This is a genomic window from Vagococcus lutrae, assembly GCF_023299185.1.
Lineage (GTDB): Bacteria > Bacillota > Bacilli > Lactobacillales > Vagococcaceae > Vagococcus_A > Vagococcus_A lutrae.
This window is the reverse complement of record NZ_CP097017.1, coordinates 1272299-1294394: the sequence shown is the minus strand read 5'-3', so window position 1 is coordinate 1294394 and position 22096 is coordinate 1272299. Positions and strand designations below refer to the sequence as shown.

Below are 22096 nucleotides of genomic sequence, written 5' to 3'. Positions count from 1 at the left end.
GAATTCAAGGAGGGTAAAGAATTGGCAGATGATCGTAAAGTGGCACTAGATGCTGCATTAAAAAAAATAGAAAAAAACTTTGGTAAAGGCTCTATTATGAAGTTAGGGGAAAAAGTAGACACACAAATTTCAACTGTTCCTAGCGGTTCTATCGCGTTAGATGTCGCTTTAGGAGTGGGTGGCTATCCCCGAGGCCGAATTATAGAAGTATATGGTCCTGAGAGTTCGGGTAAAACAACCGTAGCACTTCATGCCATTGCTGAAGTACAAAAAAATGGTGGGACTGCGGCGTTTATTGACGCAGAGCATGCCTTAGACCCTGCATATGCTAAAAATTTAGGGGTTAATATTGATGAGTTATTACTTTCTCAGCCAGATACTGGTGAGCAAGGGTTGGAGATTGCGGATGCATTAGTATCAAGTGGTGCGATTGATATGGTGGTCGTTGACTCGGTCGCAGCTTTAGTTCCTAGAGCAGAGATTGATGGCGAGATGGGGGACACACATGTAGGCTTACAAGCTCGTTTAATGTCACAAGCCCTAAGAAAACTATCTGGTTCGATTAACAAAACAAAAACCATTGCGATTTTTATTAACCAAATTCGTGAAAAAGTAGGAGTTATGTTCGGGAGCCCAGAAACCACTCCGGGTGGACGCGCCTTAAAATTCTATGCAACGATTCGTATTGATGTACGCCGTGCTGAACAAATTAAAGCGGGTACGGAAGTGATGGGAAATCGTACGCGAATAAAAGTTGTAAAAAATAAGGTAGCCCCTCCTTTTAGAATGGCTGAAGTCGATATTATGTATGGTAAAGGGATATCTAAGGAAGGCGAACTATTAGATATGGCCGTCGAACAAGATATCGTGGATAAAAGTGGCGCTTGGTATAGTTACAATGAAGAGCGCATGGGACAAGGTCGTGAAAACTCTAAACAGTTTCTAATGGATAATCCTGAGATTATGGCAGAAATTGATGCTAAAGTGCGAGCTGCTTATGGTATTGGCGAGCCTGTTGATGAAGAGCTAGATGTGACATTGGATTTAGAAGAAGAATAAATCAATAACGACTTTTAAGCGCGCTTAAACGCTTAAAAGTCGTTTTTTGTTCTAAATAGCTGAGCCTATTTAAAATAAAATAAAGTTGACACTTTGATACACAACTATTAGAATTAATGTGTGTATCAATATACATCTATGCAAGTAGGCATAGTGATAATAATATATGTTTATCAAAAAAACTACACTGATATAAAATGATTATACGGAGGTGTACTATGAACACAATTGCTATACTCCTCGGTATCATCAGTTTGATTGTCGGTCTCGGCGCAGGGTTTGTCATTGCGAAAGTACGTCAGGAAAAACGAATTGACGCAGCCAAACATTCAGCAGAAGGCATTTTAGAAGAAGCAAAGCGTGAAGCTGAAACATTAAAAAAAGAAACGTTGTTAGAGTCCAAAGAAGAGAATCAGAAGTATCGTCTAGAAGTTGAAAGTGAGTTGAAAGAGCGAAGAAACGAAGTTAAAGAACAAGAAAATCGTTTACTCCAACGTGAAGCCACGCTTGATCGTAAAGATGAAGCGTTAGTTAAACGTGAAAACTCACTAGAAGATAAAGAAGAAAAACTTGATTCTAGAAAACAATTAATTGGTGAACGAGAAGAAGAAATCACGAAGTTAATAGAGGAACAACGCGTTGAGTTAGAACGGGTGGCATCCCTTTCTCGTGAAGAAGCAAAAAATATTATCATGACAGAAACAAAAGAAGAGTTAACCCATGAAATGGCTGTTATGGTAAAAGAAAGTGAACAACGTGCGAAAGACGAGGCAGATCGTGTTGCGAAAAACTTACTAGCATTAGCAATGCAGCGTAGCGCGGCAGATCAAGTATCGGAAACGACAGTTTCGGTAGTCTCTTTACCAAATGATGAGATGAAAGGTCGTATTATTGGACGTGAAGGACGTAATATCCGTACGTTAGAAACGCTAACGGGGATTGACCTTATCATTGATGATACACCGGAAGCAGTCGTATTATCTGGTTTTGATCCTATTCGTCGCGAGATTGCACGAATGGCTTTAGAAAAATTAATTCAAGACGGCCGGATTCATCCAGCTCGTATTGAAGAGATGGTAGACAAAGCACGTAAAGAGATGGATGAGCGTATTCGCGAATACGGTGAAAACGCCGCATTTGAAGTGGGTATCCATACGTTACATCCAGACTTGATTAAGATTATGGGACGTATGCGTTTTAGAACGAGTTACGGCCAAAATGTTTTAAATCATTCCATTGAAGTGGCCAAGTTAACAGGTGTGTTAGCTGCCGAACTAGGGGAAGATGAAGAAATGGCACGCCGTGCAGGTTTCTTACATGACATTGGAAAAGCACTTGACCGTGAAGTTGATGGTTCTCATGTGGAAATTGGAACGGAATTAGCTAAAAAATATAAAGAGCCTGAAATTGTTATTAATGCGATTGCGTCACATCATGGTGATACCGAAGCGACTTCTGTTATTTCAGTTTTAGTCGCAGCCGCTGATGCCTTATCAGCTGCTCGACCTGGAGCACGAAGTGAGTCGTTAGAAAATTATATTCGTCGTTTAGAACGTTTAGAACAAATTGCAAACGACTTCTCAGGTGTCGATTATAGTTTTGCGGTTCAAGCGGGACGTGAAGTGCGTATTATGGTTAAACCGGAAGAAATTTCTGATGATCAAGCGACTATCTTAGTCCGCGATATCCGTAAACGAATTGAAGCAGAATTAGAATATCCAGGACATATCAAAGTCACGGTAGTAAGAGAAACACGTGCTGTTGATTATGCCAAATAATAAAAAGTTTTCCGTCATAAAATGTGGCGGAAAACTTTTTTGCTTATAAAAGAGAATTTGAGAGCGGATAGTAGATTGGAGTAGTTATCGTTATTGTTTTTCATTGAAAAATAGTATAATAAAAGAACAAGGAGTAGGGAGGAGAAAGTATATGAAAGATGTGGTGAAAAGAAGTATAGGAACAGCGATTGGTATGACAGCTGGCTTACTCATCTATGACCAAATAAAAAAATCGCGCTCGTATCAACGTTTAGTAATTGGACAATCGCGTGAAAAAAAGATTCCAACGCTTCTTTTACATGGCGTGCATGGCGATCATCGAACAATGAAAGGTATGATTCGTCGTTGGGGACGTGAAGGACTTGCTTACAAAGCGTTACAAATCGAAGTGTCTGCTGATGGCGACATGATAGTAAATGGAACGTGGAATCAAAATCTCGATAACTTAAATCCCTTGATTCAAGTCTTTTTTGAAAATAACGATGCCAGTGCCGACCAACAGGCAAAATGGCTGACGCGTATTATGGTATTTTTAAAAGATAAGCTTGAGATAGATCGTTTGTACCTTCTAGGCCATTCAATGGGAGGAGTCGCGTCCATGTATTATTTAACTTCGGAAGCAGCGACAACAGATGATACGCCGATTGTGAAGAAGTTTGTTTCACTAGGGTCGCCTTATAAGGGAGAAATTGCGGATACACTGATTAGTCGCTTGTATCAATTGGAAAAAGAGGGCAAGCGTGATTTCGATGAAATGTATCAACATTTTATGTCAGTTAATCAACGCCTATCGCCAAATCTCTCCGTTTTAAATATTTATGGTGACTTAGAGGACGGCACTGAGAGTGACGGGATTATTATGACAGAGGATGCGCGTGCTTTACGTGACATAGTAGCGCATAAAGTGGCATCTTATGATGAGGTAGAAATCACGGGGTTAGGCGGTCAACATACGTTATTACATGAGAACGGTGAGGTCGATGAAACAGTGAGCTTGTTTTTATGGGGACAATAAATTTTAAGAAAGGAAGAGACATATGAATGAACGAAAAATTGATTGGATGAGTATCTTAGTAGGGATTCTATTTATCCTAGCGGCTATGGCGAGTTTTCGTCAACCTGCGTTAGTTTTAACGACTTTGGTCATGTGGTTAGCATTGATTGCGGTGATAAAAGGCATCCAACACTTTGTGACGTACAATCGCATTAAGAGTAATTTTGGTGGTGCGAGTACGTTATTAGTCGTGAATGGTGTTCTCGATGTGCTTTTTGGGACAATTGTGTTATTTAATGTTAAAGCAAAATTTATCAGCATGCTATTGTTAGGGTGGTTATTTGCCTTATGGTTTATTTCGAGTTCTCTTGTTCGAATTTTTAGTGCAAGATTATTACGTCCATTTAGTAAACTGGCGTATTGGACAACAATGATTTTAAATATTTTATGTGTTATTGCGGGAATAACGATGTTTTTTAACCCGCTGGGAGCATCTCTAACCGTTCCGTTTTTAATTGGTTTTTACTTTTTAATGTTTGGTATTGAGCGTATTATATCAGGCTTTACCGCCACAGGTATTTAGAAAAAAGGAAAGTATTTCGGTTTTTAAATGAAAATGCTTTGAAGTATTTTTTATCGTGTGTTATACTAATGTTAGTGATTTTTTGTAACGGGAATACAGGTAAGTTGTTTTAAACTTTTTCCTATTAATTCCATTCAAGAACTACACGAATAATTTGGAAAAGGAGGAGTTTAGAATGACTGAAGGAACAGTAAAATGGTTTAACGCTGAAAAAGGTTTTGGATTCATCACTGTTGAAGGTGGAGACGATGTATTTGTACATTTCTCAGCTATCCAAGGTGAAGGTTTCAAAACTTTAGAAGAAGGTCAAGCTGTAACATTTGATGTTGAAGACGGCGACCGTGGACCTCAAGCTACAAACGTAGTAAAAGCTTAATTAGCCTTTTGAGATCATATCCTACCACTTTGTTGGTAGGATTTTTTTATTGAAATCAAATTTCGATAAAAGTGTTGACGAATGGTTTAAGTAGGTATAGTATAATTAACATAGTCATCCGGGATGTTAGCTCAGTTGGTAGAGCAACAGACTCTTAATCTGTGGGTCGCGGGTTCGATCCCCTCACATCCCATTGGGTGCCAAACCCACGAGAATGGCGTTAGATTGGCGTTTTAGGACGTTTCGAAAATCTGACGCGCATTCTCATTTTTTTTTGGAATAAAATAGGTAAAAAAGACCTTTAAAGAAAAATAATTTCGTAAAAAAGATAAAGTTAAACAAAAACTTGAAAAAATATTTCCTAAGCGTTATAATGAAAGCGTATTAAAAGAGAGGAGGATTTCATTGTTAGGTTTTTCAGTTTTTTTAAGTGAAGAAATCACCGAAGAAACAGCGGCTTATGTAGAAATGATGTCTAGAAGTGGTTTTACGCATGTTTTTACCTCGCTTCATATTCCAGAAGATGACAGCAGTCAATATGTTCCGCGTTTAAAAGCTTTAGGCGAAATATTGAAAGCGCATCATATGAATTTAATGGTAGACATTTCAACAACAGGTCTAAAACAAATCGGGTTTGATATTTCTTCAGAAGATGATTTGAAAGCGATTAAGCAGCTAGGTATTACTGGTTTACGAATGGATTATGGCTTAGATTTAGAAACAATGGCGTTTTTATCTCATCATATTACAGTGGGATTAAATGCGAGTACATTATCTCAAGCTGATGCTGAAGAGTTAGGTCGTTTAGGGGCTAATTTTAACAATATGGAATTATTACATAACTATTATCCACGTCCTGAAACAGGTCTAAGTGAAGCAAGTTTTCGTGAGAAAAATCGTCAATTTCATCATCTGGGTATTAAAAACAGTGCGTTTGTACCGGGAGATGCACGATTGCGAGGGCCATTGCATTTAGGATTGCCAACATTAGAAAAGCATCGTGATGTTCATCCATTAGCAGCAGCTATTGAGTTATTTCAAGATGATACGATTGATGGTGTTTATATTGGGGATGAAACGATTCAACCTTTAACCGCTCAACAATTTTATCAATATTTTAAAGAAGCATGTGTCTTACTACCAGTATCAGTTAAGAGTGAGGCGCATAGGGCGCTCTTTATTGATACGCATACGAATCGTATGGATGATGCTCGTGATGTTGTTCGAAGTCAAGAGGCACGTTTTAAAACGATCCCTACTATTGAACCAGATAATACAGTGTCAAGAACAGTGGGTTCTGTGACATTGGATAATCGGTTGTACGGACGATATATGGGGGAACTCCAAGTTGTTAAACGACCATTGCCGGCTGATGAAAAAGTGAATGTTGTGGCGACCATCGACACTCCCCACTGCGGCTTAGTGCAATGGATTCAACCTGGACAAAAATTTGAATTAGTACCAAAGGAGAAAGCATAATGGATTTAGGAGCATTAACTACTGAAAAAAGAAATCAACGAACGACTGGGTTGGACGAAATGTCTACCTATGACATTTTAAAAGTGATGAATGAAGAGGACGCGAAAGTACCTCAAGCAATAAGTCAAATCTTGCCTGATATTGAAGCGGTGGTAGCTAAAATTATTGAAAGCTTTAATAAAGGTGGACGTTTAATTTATATGGGAGCAGGAACAAGCGGACGTTTAGGCATTTTAGATGCAGCAGAGTGTGTTCCAACTTTTGGTACAGAGCCAGAGATGGTACAAGGGTTAATCGCAGGTGGCATGTCTGCCATGACGGTGGCTGTTGAAGGGGCAGAAGACTCTCAAGAATTAGGTAAGGAAGATTTAGAGGCGTTATCTTTAACAGATAAAGATATTGTGATTGGTATCGCCGCAAGTGGTCGTACCCCGTACGTGATTGGTGGTTTAACTTATGCCGCAGAAGTGGGAGCTACAACAGGGTCTGTAACATGTAACAAGGGCTCTAAGATTAGTGAATACGCTTCTTATCCGATTGAAATTGAAGTAGGGCCTGAGATTCTAACAGGTTCCACACGTTTGAAATCAGGAACTGCTCAAAAACTTGTTCTTAATATGCTATCAACTGCTTCCATGATAGGTATTGGAAAAGTATATAAGAATTTAATGGTAGACGTGAAGCCTACGAATGAAAAGTTAGTAGAGCGCTCAAAACGAATTATTATGGAAGCGACAGAATGTGACTATGAGCTAGCGAGTGAGAAGTTTGAAGAAGCAAATCAAAATGTTAAGTTAGCAATTGTGATGATTCTGACAGATAGCGACAAAGAAACGGCATCAGAAAAGTTAATTAAAGGAAATGGGTTCGTGAGAAAAACTTTAGGATAAAAGGAGAGAAAGTAAATGACAGATAAAAATAAACGCATTGCGTCTGAGATTTATCAGTATGTTGGGGGACAAACAAATGTGAACAAGGTTGTCCATTGTATGACACGTGTTCGTATGGAAATTAAAGATTATAATAAAGTCGATTTAGAAGGCTTAAAGAATATTGAAGGTGTTATGGGTGTGGTAGAAGACGATACCCTTCAAGTCGTAGTCGGACCTGGAACGGTTAATAAAGTAGCCAAAGAAATGGTCGATATGGTAGGAGTAGAGTTGGGTGAAGATTTTCCTACCGCAACAACGGTTAGTGGTAAAGAGGCGGTTAACCAAAAAGCTGCTGAGATGAAAGCAGAAGTGAAGAAGAAAAATCAAAAACCATGGTCAAAAGCATTGAAATCTATCGCTAATATTTTCGTACCGTTAATTCCAGCTTTTGTTGGATCAGGGATTATTGGTGGATTTGCTTCTATCATTAAAAACATGTTAACGGCAGGTTCTATTTCAGGCGACGCTTGGGTAAATATTGCAAGTGTGGCGAGTATTATTCAAAGTGGTATCTTTGCTTACTTAGTGATTTATGTTGGGATTAATAGTGCCCGTGAATTTGGAGCTTCTCCAAGTTTAGGTGGGGTTATCGGGGGGATTACGACCTTGACGGGTATGAATCCTGATTTACCACTTCCTAACATTTTTACAGGAGATAACTTAAGTCCAGGTCAAGGTGGGATTATTGGGGTTATCTTTGCAGTATTTCTACTATCATTTATTGAGAAGAAACTACATGACATCGTACCTGAGTCTATCGATATTATTGTGACACCAACCATTAGTTTAATGGTAATGGGTCTTATCACAATTTTCTTAATCATGCCTATTGCAGGAGTGATTTCTAATTCCTTAGTTGGGGCGTTAAACTGGGTCTTAAATATTGGCGGAGCTTTCGCTGGTTTTGTATTAGGAGCAAGCTTCCTTCCAATGGTAATGTTTGGATTACATCAAATTTTAACACCTGTTCATTTAGAAATGATTGAACAAACAGGCAGTACGTTACTTCTACCTATCTTAGCGATGGCCGGTGCTGGTCAAGTCGGAGCTGCTTTAGCATTATGGGTAAAATGTCGTAAAAACACTCAATTAACAGAATTAATTAAAGGGGCACTACCAGTTGGTATTTTAGGAATTGGTGAGCCACTAATTTATGGTGTGACGTTACCATTAGGCCGTCCGTTTATTACGGCTTGTATCGGTGGTGGAGTTGGTGGTGCCGTGATTGGTTTAATCGGTAACATTGGTGCGACATCTATTGGACCAAGTGGGGTTGCGTTAATTCCATTAATCGCGAACGGTCACTGGTTTGGCTATGTGTTAGGATTATTAGCTGCCTATGCGGGTGGTTTTGTAGCGACTTATTTCTTTGGAACGACTAAAGAAATGCAAATGGGAGCTTAGTTAATGAAAAAAGCAGTTATTTTTGATATGGATGGTGTGCTGATTGCCTCAGAGCCTGTTTATCAGAAAAGACGGCAACGATTCTTTGAAAAATATGGGATACATTTAACGGAAAAGCAGCAGTTATCTTTTGTAGGCTCTAACCCTCCCAAGATGATGGCGACATTGTTTCCTAATGATGCTCGTAAACAAACAGAATTTTTAACCGCCTATCGGGCGTATACTGCAAAGCATAACATTGATTATGTATCAATTTTAGATCCTACGGCAGAAACGTTATTAAAAAAACTACAGCAAAAGGGACTCACGTTAGCTGTGGCATCTTCAGGAAGTCAGCGAGCTATCGAGCAAGTCTTGACAGAAACAGGTCTGGCATCTTATTTTGAAACGTATGTTAGTGGGGAATCATTTGAGGAGTCGAAACCACATCCGGCAATTTATCAAGCAACAGCCGAAAAATTAGGCTATCAGCCGAGTGAATGTATAGCTGTCGAAGACTCTTATTATGGTGTATTAGCGGCTAGCCAAGCGGGTATTGACGTATTGTTATTACGAAATCCGTTTTACCACATCGAGGCTCCTCAAGCTCATGCAGAGATTGAAAAGCTGATACAGGTGCTAGACTTTGTTTAAAAGCAGACTCGAACGAGACGTTCGAGTCTGCTTTTTTTAGAAAGTTCTCGACCAAAGTATCGAAGGAAGGTAAGATAGAGAAGAGGTGATGGGTGTGAATGTATTAATTAAAATAAAAGAAAACTTAGAGCTATTATCTAAGTCAGAACGTAAGCTAGCGGAGTGGATTTTACAATATCCTAAAGATGTGATTCATATGACAGTTACAGGGTTAGCTAAAGAAGCGGATTCGAGTCCAGCAACTATCGTCCGGTTGTGTCACTCGTTAGGATTAGCGGGCTTTCCGGATTTAAAATTACAGCTATCGGCGATACCAGAACAAGTGGCAGAAGATTTATTAACAGATATTGTGCCAGATGAATCGCTTGATCAGTTAAAAAAGAAATTACGAGTGAAATTAGATTATGCTTTTGATGAAACAGTAGAACGATTAAAAAATAAAGAGTTGGAACAAGCTTTAGCTTGGATGCGAGAAACGACTGTTTTTTATACGTATGGTTTAGGTGCTTCTGGTTTGGTGGCCAACGATATTTATCAAAAACTAAGTCGGATAGGACGTAGCGTGATGAATGAGCAAGATCATCATTTACTAGCGACAGCTATGGTAACGCAACAAGCTCCCGCACTACTATTTGCGATTTCTAATTCAGGTGAAAAGCCTGAAGTGTTGAAGCTAATGGATGTTGCGAAAAATAAAGGGATTAAAGTCGTTGGTTTGACGAGTCGTCGCGATTCGACACTTGCTAAACAAGCAGATGTTACTTTGTTGACCGCAACAGGTGGTGAAGCCCCACTTAGAAGTTCCGCAACGAATTCACTGTTAGTCCAGCTATTTGCCGTGGATATACTTTTTTCTGCTTTCGCTTCACAAGAATATGAATATTCCCTTCAAAAGTTGAATGATTCAAAAGAAGTGATTTCGCAATATTTTGAAAAGTCATCTCGTTGCGATTCGTAAGCGTTACTCGTTGACAAAGGCCGAGTAACACCGTAAAATTATTGGTCATGAACGAAATGTACTGGGGGAATCAATGTGTCAGATGAACGCGAATGGAAACTAGAAGAAGCCTATTTAGATAAAGTTTATAATAAATTAACCGAGACCTATCAAGATGTTGTACAAGCAGCAGAACATGCCGACCAAGATTCACGACAATTTATTCAAGGCTTATCAGGTGATTTGAGGATGAGTCAAGACTCTGTTTCAGATAGTTTTGAGTCATTAATCGAGGTTGAACAAAAAAACCAGGAATTAGCACAGTTAAATTATAAACGGGAATGGTTGGCGAAACAGCATCATAATGTGACGCAATTAATGGATTCCGCTTATTTTGCTAAATTAGATGTGCAGTATCCAGATGAAGAAGACGTAGAGTCTTTTTATATAGGAGTGGCAGGCTTTAGTGATGATCATCATGAACAATATGTTTATGATTGGCGATCACCGATTGCTAACTTATACTATGAAAATAATATAGGCAAAACGTCTTATGAAGCCCCTGTGGGAACAGTCCCTGTTGATTTAAAAAATCGTCGTCAGATTCGCGTGGAACGTGACCGGTTGCTTGATTTCTTTGATACGACGACCGCAATTGAAGACCCGATGTTGTTAGAAGTTTTAAATGAGTCTTCTTCTGCAAAATTACAAGATATTACAAGCACCATTCAGCGCGAGCAAAATGAAATTATTCGTGATACATCGAGTCACGTGCTGATTGTTGAAGGAATTGCGGGAAGTGGTAAGACGTCGACTATTTTACAGCGAATCGCTTATTTACTATACCGTTATCGTGATGATTTGCTGCCGGAGCAAGTTTTGCTTCTGTCGCCTAACCCGATGTTTAGCCAATATATCGAAGAAGTCTTACCAAGTCTTGGTGAAAAAAATCCGCGTCAAATGACGTTTCGTGATTTAATGAAACTAAAAGGACGGCACTATCCTGTTGAGACGATGGCTGAGCAACTAGAGAATCAGACTGTTCGGACAGATTTGACACATATGTTGACATTGGAATCTTATGTGGAAAAATTGACGGCGAAAGATATTTATTTTATCCCATTAAAGCGTGAGGAAGAGGTTGTAATTTCGGCCGAGTGGATGCAGGAAACACTGGCATCCTTGCCTGATAGTACGGAGATGTATCGTCGTTTAGAATACGTGCGTGAACAAATGTTGGCACAGGTCGAACGATACATCAAAACAGAGAGTAAGCAAGCATACTGGCGTGATGAAGTTCAAGATTTAAGCAATGAAGAGTATAAGCAACTATTTCCAAAAGGGATGAAAGGTAGTGAAGATGATAATATCGAGCGGATTGCATTTAAACTATTGACGAAACGTTTTGGTAATGTACGTCAGCGTATTCAACGCTATGGCTGGTTAGATTTAGAACGTCACTATGTTGAAGCAACTGGTGAGGCATTATCTTTACCGTTATCACTTGACCAAAGTACAGAGTTTGCTTATCTGCATTATCTATTATTACGTCAGCGAAATGAACGACGGGTTAAATATGTGATTGTAGATGAAGTGCAAGATTATTCAGAAACGCAACTTTATTTCCTATCTAAAATATTTGACCAAGCGAACTTCACATTAGTGGGAGATGGACTACAGTCTATTTTTGTACAGGGAACATCTTTTGACCGCATGGCTCCGATATTTGAAGGAGAAGGGCGTCGTATTAAACGAATGGCGTTAAAAAAATCCTACCGCTCAAGTGGTCCGATTAGTCAGTTGATGAAACACTTAGCAGGTGGCGAAAGCAGTGGGATTGAAGTGATTAATCGTCCGGGTAAGAATCCGGTCTATGTACCTTTAAAAAATGAGCAAGCTTATCGAGAATATTTACAAACGTTTATCGCACAGCGTGAAAAAAATACGCGTCGTGTCATCTTAACGAAAACAAGTGAGGAAGCCAAAACACTGTATGAATCACTCGGACGTCCACATGATTTACATGTTGTCACAGATACGGCAGCGATGAATTTTTCAACGAAAACCATGATGATGCCGATTCATTTAGCGAAAGGATTAGAGTTTGACCACGTGCTCATTCACGATGTTTCGAATAATCACTATTCAGATACACAAATGGCAAGGCACTTACTTTATACCGCAAGTTCGCGTGCAATGCATGAATTAACACTGCCATTTATCGCGCAACTTACTGAGTTATTAAAATAGAAAAACTGCCAGTCAATCAAGACTGGTAGTTTTTTATTTTAACAAAGGAATGTCTAGAGTTTAAACTCTTGTTAAAATAATGTATAATGGAAGTAATATCCGTGTAATGAAGTGTTCTGCTCTAGAGGAGGAAATAAATACATGAAAAAGATATTAGTCGTAGATGATGAAAAGCCCATCTCAGATATAGTAAAGTTTAATCTTTCAAAAGAAGGTTATGATGTTTACACGGCTTATGATGGTGAGGAAGCAATCGAACAAGCGGAAGAAGTCGTACCAGACTTAATTCTATTAGATTTAATGTTACCAAAAATAGACGGGCTAGAAGTCTGTCGTCAAATTCGCAAAAAGCATGATATGCCGATTATTATGGTGACAGCCAAAGATTCAGAAATTGATAAAGTTTTGGGTCTTGAATTAGGTGCAGATGATTATGTAACCAAACCATTTTCAAATCGCGAATTAATTGCACGGGTTAAGGCGAATTTACGTCGTCAAGGAGCAGCTGCTGCGTCAGCAGAAGAAGAAAATGATAATAATGAACTAGAAGTGGGCGATTTAACTATTCATCCAGATGCGTACATCGTGTCTAAACGTGGTGAAAAAATCGAGTTAACCCACCGTGAATTTGAGTTGCTTCATTACTTAGCTAAACATTTAGGACAGGTCATGACACGCGAGCATTTATTACAAACCGTTTGGGGATATGATTATTTTGGAGATGTGCGGACGGTCGATGTGACGGTTCGTCGTCTAAGAGAAAAAATAGAAGACAGTCCGAGTCACCCTTCGTGGCTAATTACGCGTCGTGGTGTCGGGTATTATTTAAGAAATCCTGAGCAAGATTAGGAGAAAGAGAAACAGTATGAAGAAAAAATTTAATTTTTTCCAGTCTGTTCATTTTAAAATAGCCATGGTGTTTGTTCTACTGTTAGTGATTTCAGTAGAAATCATCGGGGCTATTTTTATTAGAGAACTGGAAAATACGACTATCAATACGTTTCAAATTAACATGAATTCTCAAGTTGAACAGTTGGCATCCAATTTAAGTAATGAGCTGACATCCGATACGGACGATCCTGATGATTTGAATTTAAAGCGTATCATTAGTGAATTTGCTAAAAATGATATTTTAGAAGTTCGTGTTGTCGATGATAAAGGGATTGTAAGAGCGACGAGTGAAGTTACTAAGCAAAGTGATGTCGGAAAGAAAAATGATTATAATAGTTTAAATGATTTTTCAGAAAAACGAACGGAGATTACAGATCCTAACACGGGAGAGCGTGTGTATATTAATGTTCAACAAGTGAAATCGACCACAGGGAATGCTGTTATCGGTGCAGTTTATGTTAAAAGTAATATTGAGAAAAAATATAAAGAAATTAGTGAAACGACCTTAATATTCTTTACCGCTTCTGTGATTGCCATGACAATTTCTCTTGGGGTGGCGATTTTGGTTGCACGCACTATCACCAAACCTATTGGCGAGATGCAACGTCAAGCCGTGCGAATTGCTTCAGGCGATTATACGGGGAAGGTCGAAGTTCACGGTCAAGATGAGCTCGGTCAGTTGGGGCACACTTTTAATGAACTCTCTGACCGAGTAAAAGAAGCGCAGGAAACATTAGAAGCCGAGCGTCATCGGTTGGATAGCGTGCTATCTCATATGACAGATGGGGTAGTGGCGACCGACCGACGAGGAAAAGTGATTATTATCAATGAGATGGCTCAATTATTATTAAATGAAACGGTTGAGTCAGCGATTGGACAATCTATTTTACATGTCTTGCGTATTGAAGAAAATTATACGCTCCGACAATTATTAGAAGAACAAAACGAACAATTAATTGAAATACCGGGTGAAGAGGAAGACGATTGGACGATTTTACGCGTTGACTTTGCGATGATTCGTCGAGAGTCAGGGTTTATCAGTGGTCTAGTGTGCGTCTTGCATGATGTAACCGAACAACAAAAAGTAGAATCTGAACGGCGAGAGTTTGTATCAAATGTGTCTCATGAATTACGAACACCTTTAACTAGTATGAGAAGCTATTTAGAAGCGTTATCTGATGGAGCTTGGCAAGATCAAGATATTGCTCCAAAATTTATTAGCGTCTCACTAGAAGAAACAGATCGTATGATTCGCATGATTTCTGACTTGCTAGAGTTATCGCGTATGGATAGTCAAAAGATGAATTTACAGCTTGAAATGGTCAACTTAAACGAGATGTTTAACTTTGTTTTAGACCGATTTGAGATGATGATTACGAGTAAAAATCAAGATTATACAATCCGACGTGAATTTACACGACGTACGATTTGGGTGGAAGTCGATTCTGATAAGATGATTCAAGTGTTGGATAATATTTTAAACAATGCTTTGAAATACTCTCCAGATGGGGGTGTCATTACCTGCTCGTTATTAGAAACGCATAACAATGTGATTATGAGCGTTTCAGACCAAGGAATGGGCATACCTAAAAAAGATGTTAAACGCGTCTTTGATCGCTTCTTCCGTGTTGATAAAGCACGCTCGCGGGCGATGGGTGGTTCTGGATTAGGCTTAGCCATTTCAAAAGAAGTCATTCAAGGGCACGGTGGGACAATCTGGGCTGAAAGCGAAGAAAATGCAGGTTCTACCTTCTTTATTTCCCTACCTTATATACCAGTAGAGGAGGACCTTTGGGAATGAAAAAACTAAAAGAACGTTTAATACGCTATGCATTGATTGTCATGATTGGCCTTAGTTTTTTTCTTTCTTGGAAAATTTGGACCCAATCAGGCAATAAAAGCTTACAGAATATGAATACCAGTGCTACCCCTTCAGCAGTTAAAGAAGCGAAAGATATATTTGTACCCGTACAGCTCGTTTATCACGAAAGTCCGGATAACGCTGCACTGAGTAATCGAAGTGGACTAATCGATCGGATGAATCGCTTACTTTTTCAGTTGAAACTCGGCAGAGTGACAGCGCATCGCGACTTATCTGATGACCGTTACTTTGCTCTACAACAAGTAGCGCCTAGTGTGGAATTGATATTTTCAGATGCTATCTCGCTTGAGTATTATTTAGATATCAATGAAGAAAAGTTAAAAGGAGATGCTATTGATAATGTCACAGTCAATCGTTTAGTTTTTGATCCGGAGGCATCCGTTCTTTACTTTATGGATGATCGCAATAAAACCATTTATGAAGCCAGTGCTTCAGGGCTAAATGAAGAAACATTCAATGATTTACTATCTGAAGGGCGTAATCACTTTAAAAAGGTAACAATGGACGGAACGCTGACACCACATTTGTATTTGTACGATGATCCTGTTACATTAAAAAAATATAGTTATATCTTAGAAACACAGTCGTATACTATGTTTTCCAATGCCCTTTTTAAAAATACTGAAGATGTCTTCGCCAATGACGCTCAAAAAGATGATAAGAATATCAACTTGATGAATGCTGAAGGCCAGAAATTAAATATTCAATATGAAACAGGAGAAGTCCGCTTTAATGATCGCTATTCGCCAGCTAATCCAAATGCTTTAGAGATGGCGAATACAAGCTATCAAGCGATTAAACGTATCGCAAATAATATGGGGATTGTCCGTTACTTTGCTAATCAAAATGGTACGATAGTGTATCGTAACTTTGTAGAAGGTTATCCTATTTTTAGTGACCAAAATAAAGGGAGAATTGAAGTATCCTTTTTTGAAGGACAATTATCTATCGTCACTAACCAAGATACGATTTTAGTTCCCATACCGGCTGATGAGACGGTGACGTTGCCACAAACGAGTGATGTTTTAAATGAGTTATTAATGGCTGGTGTCAAAAAAGAAGATATTCAAGGCTTGCAAATTGGTTATACGTGGCACACAAACCGTGAAACGCGTCAAGTCGTAGACTTAGAACCTGAATGGTATGTCAATTATCGCGGTGTGTGGGATAATGTCCCAACAGTGTTACACTTATTAGCCACGGAACGGGAGGAGATGTAATGGATTTTAAACGAATTGAGTTTATATTTTTGATTACTTTTTTATCCCTCAATCTCTTTTTAGCATTTTCATACTTTCAAGGACAAGCAGAAACAACTCAATTGCCAGAAAGCAGTTATTTAGATAATATTGAAAGTAGACTGAAAGAAGAAAAGATTACGATTCCGCATGATTTTTCTACCCAAGAAAAAGAAGGCTATTATTTAAGCGCCTTACCGACTAACTTTGAAGAGCGTGGTGTGACGAAAAATGCTCGACTAAATGATGCCATGACAGTCGTTGAGGATTTGGAGAGTATACCGATTGTTGATATTTCGAAGAAGAACGTGAGACAAGAAGTGGAGTCTTTTGTGACGAATTCGGAAGATATAGCTGAAAGAGAGAGTTACACGTATAGTAGCGCTTTATCCGAACCGCCGTATGCTTTCGTCTATACGCAATCGTTTGAAGGGATTCCTTTCTATGACGGTTCTAGCAAATTAGTGGTCACATTGGAAGATACCGCTAATGGACGTTTGACATTGTCGCAGTTTAGCCAAACGCATATAGAAGATGTTGAACCATTACGTGAAAAGCAAATTCTCATCACCGAGCATGATGCTATTGTAACCTTGTATTTAGCCAGTCGTATCCCAAATGGCGCGACGATCAAACAAACAACACTAGCCTACACCAAAATATTTAGCGTGAGAGGGAAAGATGTTTACGTGCCCACATGGTTGATTTGGATTGAAAACAAAGATAAAGAGTTACAAATAGAAAAAATCAATGCTTTTTCTAACTCTATTATTTCTAGTGGCATGTCAGAAGTTAGAAAAGAAACATTTTAAAGAAGGACAGTGATAAAGTGAGTGATTTACAAGCATTTAATGTGAGTGTGCTAGCGAGCGGTAGCACGGGAAACTCACTTTACATCGAAACAGAAAAGCGACGGCTTTTAGTGGATGCTGGTTTAAGTGGGAAAAAAATTACAGAGTTATTAGCTGAAATAGGACGAACCCCTGCTGAGCTAGATGGGATTTTTGTTACCCACGAGCATACTGACCACATTAAGGGCGTAGGTGTTTTATCGCGACGTTATGGTATTGATGTTTTTGCCAATGAAAAAACATGGCAAGCGATGAGTAAAAATGTGGGTACAATCAAACCAGAAAATCGTCATCATTTTGAAATGGGAAAAGTCCTGACTTTTGGTGATATGGATATTGAAAGTTTTGGCGTCTCTCACGATGCGATTGAGCCTCAATTTTACCAGTTTCATCGTCACAACAAAACGGTCACAGTTGTTACCGATACCGGTTATTGTAGCGACCGTCTAAGAGGAACTATTCGTAATTCAGATTGTTATTTAGTCGAAAGTAACCACGATATAAATATGTTACGAACAGGTGGTTACCCTTGGCATCTAAAACAACGTATTTTAGGCGATAGTGGTCATTTATCAAATGAAGATGGCGCTGAATTAATGACCGACGTCATCGGTTCGCGTACGAAAAAAATCTTTTTAGGTCATCTAAGCAAAGAGAATAACTTAAAAGAAATTGCACATATGACGATGGAACAAACCTTGTCATCAATTGGGATTGACACACGACGAGAGGTACAAGTGTTTGATACAAGCCCAGATGCTGCAACACCATTATTTGAAGTCTAAAAAAGACCGCTTTCCAATGGAAAGCGGTCTTTTTGCTTATTCTTTTTCTAAAGAAGAACGGTCTAGTGAAAGGGAAACTTTCACGGTATTTTTGTGATGCTCACGATAGTAGGTTACCTCAATCTCGTCCCCGACTTTTTTCGTATATAGAATGGTTTGAAGGTCAGTCGCATTTTCAATCTCTTTACCATCAATTCCTACAATCACATCATACTGTTTTAAGCCTGCTGCTTCAGCAGGAGAAGCGGCCTGAACGCTACGAATGATTACACCAGATTTAATATCTGTTGGCAATTTTAAGATTTTTTCTTGTTGTTCTTGGCTAATGACCGCTAAATCAATCATCGTCACACCTAACATTGGGCGAATGACTTGTCCGTTTTGTTCTAGTTGATTAATAATATCGACAACATCATTACTTGGAATAGAGAAGCCCATACCCTCAGCAGAGATACCACTCGCTGCTCGTGCAATCTTAATGGAGTTAATTCCGATTACTTGGCCCGCAATATTAATTAATGGCCCACCAGAGTTCCCAGGATTAATCGCCGCATCTGTTTGAATGGCATTAATATTCGTAGGTTGTCCTGTTTCTGGATTTTGATTCGTGATTGTTCGGTTTTTAGCGGAAATGATACCCTGTGTCACAGAGTTAGCATAATCAGAACCGAGTGGAGAACCAATCGCAATCGCAGGTTCACCAATTTTTAGAACATCAGAATCACCAAATTCAGCAGTATCTTTTACGCCCTCGGCACTGATTTTTAAAACAGCCAAATCAGTATAAGCGTCGGCACCAACTAGTTCAGCGGACACTTTTGAACCGTCGTTCATTAAAACTTCTAAAGCATCAGAACCTTCCACGACGTGATTATTAGTCACAACATAGGCGTTTTTACCATCTTTTTTATAAATAACCCCACTGCCCTCGCTAGAAGTTTCGAGCTCGTCTTGTTTATCTTCTGATTTCTTTTCGGGTTGTTGCGGTAAACCGAATAGTCCACCAAGTCCATATTCATCCGCCATTTCTTGTCGTTTTTGTAAATTAATAACAGAAACGACAGCGCCTTGTACTTTCTCCACGGCTTTAGAAGTATTGTTTTCCACATCATAAGCCACTTTCTCAACTTTCGTAGCTTCACCATGATTGTTTAATGGCTGAGATGTCTTATCACTGTCTTGATTGAAATTAAATAAAAGACCAAACGCGACGGCACCTCCAATGAGTCCGCCTAAAAGTCCCGTTCCAAAACGTTTAAGAGGGGATGAAGTAGATGTTTCATATGTTTTCATAATTGTCGGTTAAAAACCTTTCCTCCTTTAACTTAACTGTGTAATTAAAGTATATAAGGGTTTTGTGAATAAGTCTAATAAGATTATTTGAATATTTTATGAAAGAAACATTTAAAATACGAAGAAACATATAAATCACAAGTTATGCACAAAAGTTATCCACAAAACATACATTCTGTGGATTGTGGACAAGTTGTTTGAAGAAAAGGGATAAAATAAAGAAAATTACTATATCGATAACGTGGATATGTGTATAAGTCTGTGGATAACTGTGGAAAACTCCTTTTTAATGTGATAAACTTATAAAAACGAATGTACGGATATACGGAGGAAAAAATGAAAGTCACAATATTAGCAGTAGGAAAATTAAAAGAGAAATATTTGAAACAAGGTATTGCAGAATATAGTAAACGCTTAGGTCCTTATACAAAGTTAGATATTATTGAAGTGCCAGATGAGCAAGCGCCTGAAAATCTTAGCGAAACGCAAATGATACAGGTGAAAGAAAAAGAGGGACAGCGTTTGTTGGGGAAGGTAAAGGAAACAGATTTTGTCATAACACTTGAAATTCAAGGGAAATTAGTCAGTTCTGAAGAGCTCTCTAAAACCATTGCTACACAAATGGTTAGAGGGAAAAGTCATTTTGTTTTTGTCATAGGAGGGTCACTTGGGTTATCTGATGCTGTGATGAAAAGGAGCAACTATGCTATCTCTTTTGGGCGAATCACTTATCCACACCAATTAATGCGTTTAGTTTTAACCGAACAAATTTACCGAAGTTTTAGAATAATGAAAGGCGAACCGTATCATAAATGATGCGGTTTTATTAGTATTGACAGTTAAATGTATCTAAATTACTTAAGTGTTACTCATATAATCGAAATAAAAATCCATAAAATTTTAAGCTGTTTTTAAAAGAAAAGGCTTGCATTTTTTTCTCAATCGCTTATACTGAAAGCGTAATAAATATTTTTTATCAATATACAAAAAAATGTATATTGAGAAAGGAGAATTTATATGAAAAAGATAGTTGTAGGTGGACAAATTGACAAACCAGAAGTTATGGCTCTTGTTGAGAAGCATTCGAATGGTAATTTTGAAGTAACTATTAAAAGTGACTTAGATGCAGCTATGGCTGTTAAATCAGGTCAAGCAGATTTTTATTTAGGTGCCTGTAACACAGGTGGTGGTGGAGCGTTAGCTATGGCGTTAGCTTTGTTAGGGAGAGAAAACTGTGTAACAATTTCAATGCCTTCAAGTGTAATGAGTGAAGAAGAAATTCGAGTGGAAGTGCAATCTGGTAAAAAAGCATTTGGTTTTACAGCTCAACATAAAGAAATAGTAGTACCAATTATTATGGACGAATTATCAAAATTATAAAATATAAAGAGAATGGTGGAAAAAAATGGACTCATCTAAAATAATTGAATTGATTGCTATTGCGGCTTTGGGAGGACTAAGCTCAATTTTAGCAAATAAAGGTATTGCGGTTTTTAACGACGGTTTACGTCCCATTGTACCTGAATTCCTCGAAAAAAAGATTGGTAAAAAAGAATTAGCGGCAACAAGTTTTGCCTTGAGTTTTGGTTTAGTTATTGGATTTGGTATTCCAGTGTCAATTGGTGCTTCAATTTTATTAGTACATAGTATTTTATTAATGACTGATATTATTGGTTCATGGGCTCCAGAAGGCAAAAAAGGAATGATCATTGCTGGTATTATTGGTGCGGTTTATGGAGTTGGTTTAGTTTTAGGATTACAAGCAGTGGTTGATGCATTTGCTTTAATGCCTGTTAACTTTATTGATTCATTATCAAAAGTTGGTGCACCAGTTGTTATTTCATTTAGTATTTTTCCAGCAGTAGCAATTGCAAGTCAACATGGCTTTAAAAAAGGTTCTATCTCATTTGGTGCGACATTATTAACATTATTTATTGTAAAACAATTTGGGACTTTTAAATTAGCTAATGGGACATCTTTAACATTAAGTGCAGAAGGTATGTCACTTTTAGTTGGTATGATTTTCATGATTTACTACGCTGTTAAAGTTAAGAGTGATGGAAGTAATTCAAATGAAAGTTTAGTCAGTGTCTTTTTAGAACGTGTTAACAGAATCAAGAAAAACTGGATTTGGTTATCAGCAATGGGTGGATTAGTTGCAGCAGCAACAAGTCTTTTATTAATCGCTGGAGATCCTATTTCTTTAAATCTTTTAGCTGAAGGTAAAGCAAGTGAAGCAGCTTTAGCAGCTTTTGCTAGAGGGATTGGATTTATTCCGTTAGTATTCTCAACAGCAATTGTAACGGGTGTTTATAGTCCTGCTGGAACAACATTTGTATTTGTAGTAGGTATTTTATTAAAAGGTAACCCAATCTTAGCATTTGCAGTAGGTGCTTTAGCTATGTTTATCGAAGTACAATTATTAACATTAATGGCAAAAACTTTAGATAAATTCCCAGGTATTAGAGAAATGGGAGAACATATTAGAACAGCAATGAATAAAGTATTAGAAGTAGCCTTATTAATTGGTGGAGCAATGGCATCAGAAGCAATTGCACCAGGTATTGGTTATTTCTGGGTAATTGGATTATTACTATTAAATAAAAAAGCAAACAAACCTGTTGTAGATTTAGCAGTTGGGCCGATTGCTGCAATCACTTTAGGTATTTTAGTAAATATTTTAAACTTAATTGGTTTATTCACACCTGTTGTAGCTGGTTAGAAAGAGGGG

The 22096-nt window shown here is 38.3% G+C and carries 20 protein-coding genes and 1 tRNA gene; 20 read left to right on the top strand and 1 reads right to left on the bottom strand.

Going from position 1 to position 22096, the window contains the following annotated elements:
* Positions 1–21: 21 nt before the first annotated feature.
* The 17 genes from recA (at position 22) to M2919_RS06080 (ending at position 18072) form a co-directional block, all read left to right on the top strand.
* Complete coding sequence (gene recA / locus M2919_RS06160; RefSeq protein ID WP_023605862.1) at positions 22–1059, top strand: recombinase RecA; 1038 nt, start codon at positions 22–24, stop codon at positions 1057–1059.
* Positions 1060–1277: 218 nt separating this feature from the next.
* Positions 1278–2837 carry a ribonuclease Y gene (gene rny, locus M2919_RS06155; protein WP_248848408.1) on the top strand — a complete coding sequence of 520 codons (1560 nt, stop codon included), beginning with the start codon at positions 1278–1280 and terminating at the stop codon, positions 2835–2837.
* Between the two features lie 151 nt (positions 2838–2988).
* Positions 2989–3852 carry an alpha/beta fold hydrolase gene (locus tag M2919_RS06150; RefSeq protein ID WP_248848407.1) on the top strand — a complete coding sequence of 288 codons (864 nt, stop codon included), beginning with the start codon at positions 2989–2991 and terminating at the stop codon, positions 3850–3852.
* Between the two features lie 22 nt (positions 3853–3874).
* Entirely contained in the window at positions 3875–4414 is a 540-nt protein-coding gene (locus tag M2919_RS06145; RefSeq protein ID WP_222317018.1) for an HdeD family acid-resistance protein, read from the top strand.
* Between the two features lie 175 nt (positions 4415–4589).
* Entirely contained in the window at positions 4590–4790 is a 201-nt protein-coding gene (locus tag M2919_RS06140) for a cold-shock protein (RefSeq protein ID WP_023605866.1), read from the top strand.
* 120 nt (positions 4791–4910) lie between these two features.
* Positions 4911–4983 (top strand) — tRNA-Lys (locus M2919_RS06135).
* A 212-nt stretch (positions 4984–5195) separates the two neighbouring features.
* Positions 5196–6269, top strand: a complete 1074-nt coding sequence (locus M2919_RS06130) for a DUF871 domain-containing protein (RefSeq protein WP_248848406.1) — start codon at positions 5196–5198, stop codon at positions 6267–6269.
* Entirely contained in the window at positions 6269–7159 is an 891-nt protein-coding gene (murQ, locus tag M2919_RS06125; RefSeq protein ID WP_202585775.1) for an N-acetylmuramic acid 6-phosphate etherase, read from the top strand. The genes M2919_RS06130 and murQ overlap by 1 nt, the downstream gene beginning before the upstream one ends.
* Before the next feature lie 15 nt (positions 7160–7174).
* Positions 7175–8605: a PTS transporter subunit EIIC gene (locus tag M2919_RS06120; RefSeq protein ID WP_126762872.1), complete on the top strand. Its 1431-nt coding sequence runs from the start codon at positions 7175–7177 to the stop codon at positions 8603–8605.
* Between the two features lie 3 nt (positions 8606–8608).
* Complete coding sequence (locus M2919_RS06115; protein WP_248848405.1) at positions 8609–9238, top strand: HAD family hydrolase; 630 nt, start codon at positions 8609–8611, stop codon at positions 9236–9238.
* A gap of 94 nt (positions 9239–9332) precedes the next feature.
* Positions 9333–10196: a MurR/RpiR family transcriptional regulator gene (locus M2919_RS06110; RefSeq protein ID WP_222317025.1), complete on the top strand. Its 864-nt coding sequence runs from the start codon at positions 9333–9335 to the stop codon at positions 10194–10196.
* Positions 10197–10271: 75 nt separating this feature from the next.
* On the top strand, positions 10272–12425 hold the full coding sequence (locus M2919_RS06105) for a HelD family protein (RefSeq protein ID WP_248848404.1): 2154 nt from the start codon (positions 10272–10274) through the stop codon (positions 12423–12425).
* Positions 12426–12566: 141 nt separating this feature from the next.
* Positions 12567–13274 carry a response regulator YycF gene (yycF, locus tag M2919_RS06100; protein ID WP_126762863.1) on the top strand — a complete coding sequence of 236 codons (708 nt, stop codon included), beginning with the start codon at positions 12567–12569 and terminating at the stop codon, positions 13272–13274.
* 16 nt (positions 13275–13290) lie between these two features.
* A complete protein-coding gene (gene walK / locus M2919_RS06095) occupies positions 13291–15117 on the top strand; it encodes a cell wall metabolism sensor histidine kinase WalK (RefSeq protein WP_248848403.1) in 1827 nt (608 codons plus the stop codon).
* Positions 15114–16418 carry a YycH family regulatory protein gene (locus M2919_RS06090; RefSeq protein WP_202585779.1) on the top strand — a complete coding sequence of 435 codons (1305 nt, stop codon included), beginning with the start codon at positions 15114–15116 and terminating at the stop codon, positions 16416–16418. Before walK ends, M2919_RS06090 begins: the two co-directional genes overlap by 4 nt.
* Complete coding sequence (locus M2919_RS06085) at positions 16418–17248, top strand: two-component system regulatory protein YycI (RefSeq protein WP_202585780.1); 831 nt, start codon at positions 16418–16420, stop codon at positions 17246–17248. Before M2919_RS06090 ends, M2919_RS06085 begins: the two co-directional genes overlap by 1 nt.
* A gap of 17 nt (positions 17249–17265) precedes the next feature.
* Positions 17266–18072 (top strand): MBL fold metallo-hydrolase, encoded by an 807-nt coding sequence (locus M2919_RS06080; RefSeq protein ID WP_126762855.1) that lies wholly within the window; start codon positions 17266–17268, stop codon positions 18070–18072.
* Positions 18073–18108: 36 nt separating this feature from the next.
* On the opposite strand, the gene M2919_RS06075 is transcribed toward M2919_RS06080, so the two are convergent.
* Positions 18109–19365: a S1C family serine protease gene (locus M2919_RS06075; protein WP_248848402.1), complete on the bottom strand. Its 1257-nt coding sequence runs from the start codon at positions 19363–19365 to the stop codon at positions 18109–18111.
* A 336-nt stretch (positions 19366–19701) separates the two neighbouring features.
* Here M2919_RS06075 and rlmH point away from each other — a divergent pair, with 336 nt between their 5' ends.
* From rlmH to M2919_RS06060, 3 genes are all read left to right on the top strand, one after another.
* On the top strand, positions 19702–20181 hold the full coding sequence (gene rlmH / locus M2919_RS06070; RefSeq protein WP_248848401.1) for a 23S rRNA (pseudouridine(1915)-N(3))-methyltransferase RlmH: 480 nt from the start codon (positions 19702–19704) through the stop codon (positions 20179–20181).
* 201 nt (positions 20182–20382) lie between these two features.
* Positions 20383–20745, top strand: a complete 363-nt coding sequence (locus M2919_RS06065) for a DUF2620 domain-containing protein (protein WP_202585108.1) — start codon at positions 20383–20385, stop codon at positions 20743–20745.
* A 25-nt stretch (positions 20746–20770) separates the two neighbouring features.
* Complete coding sequence (locus M2919_RS06060; protein ID WP_202585107.1) at positions 20771–22087, top strand: YhfT family protein; 1317 nt, start codon at positions 20771–20773, stop codon at positions 22085–22087.
* Positions 22088–22096 lie beyond the last annotated feature (9 nt).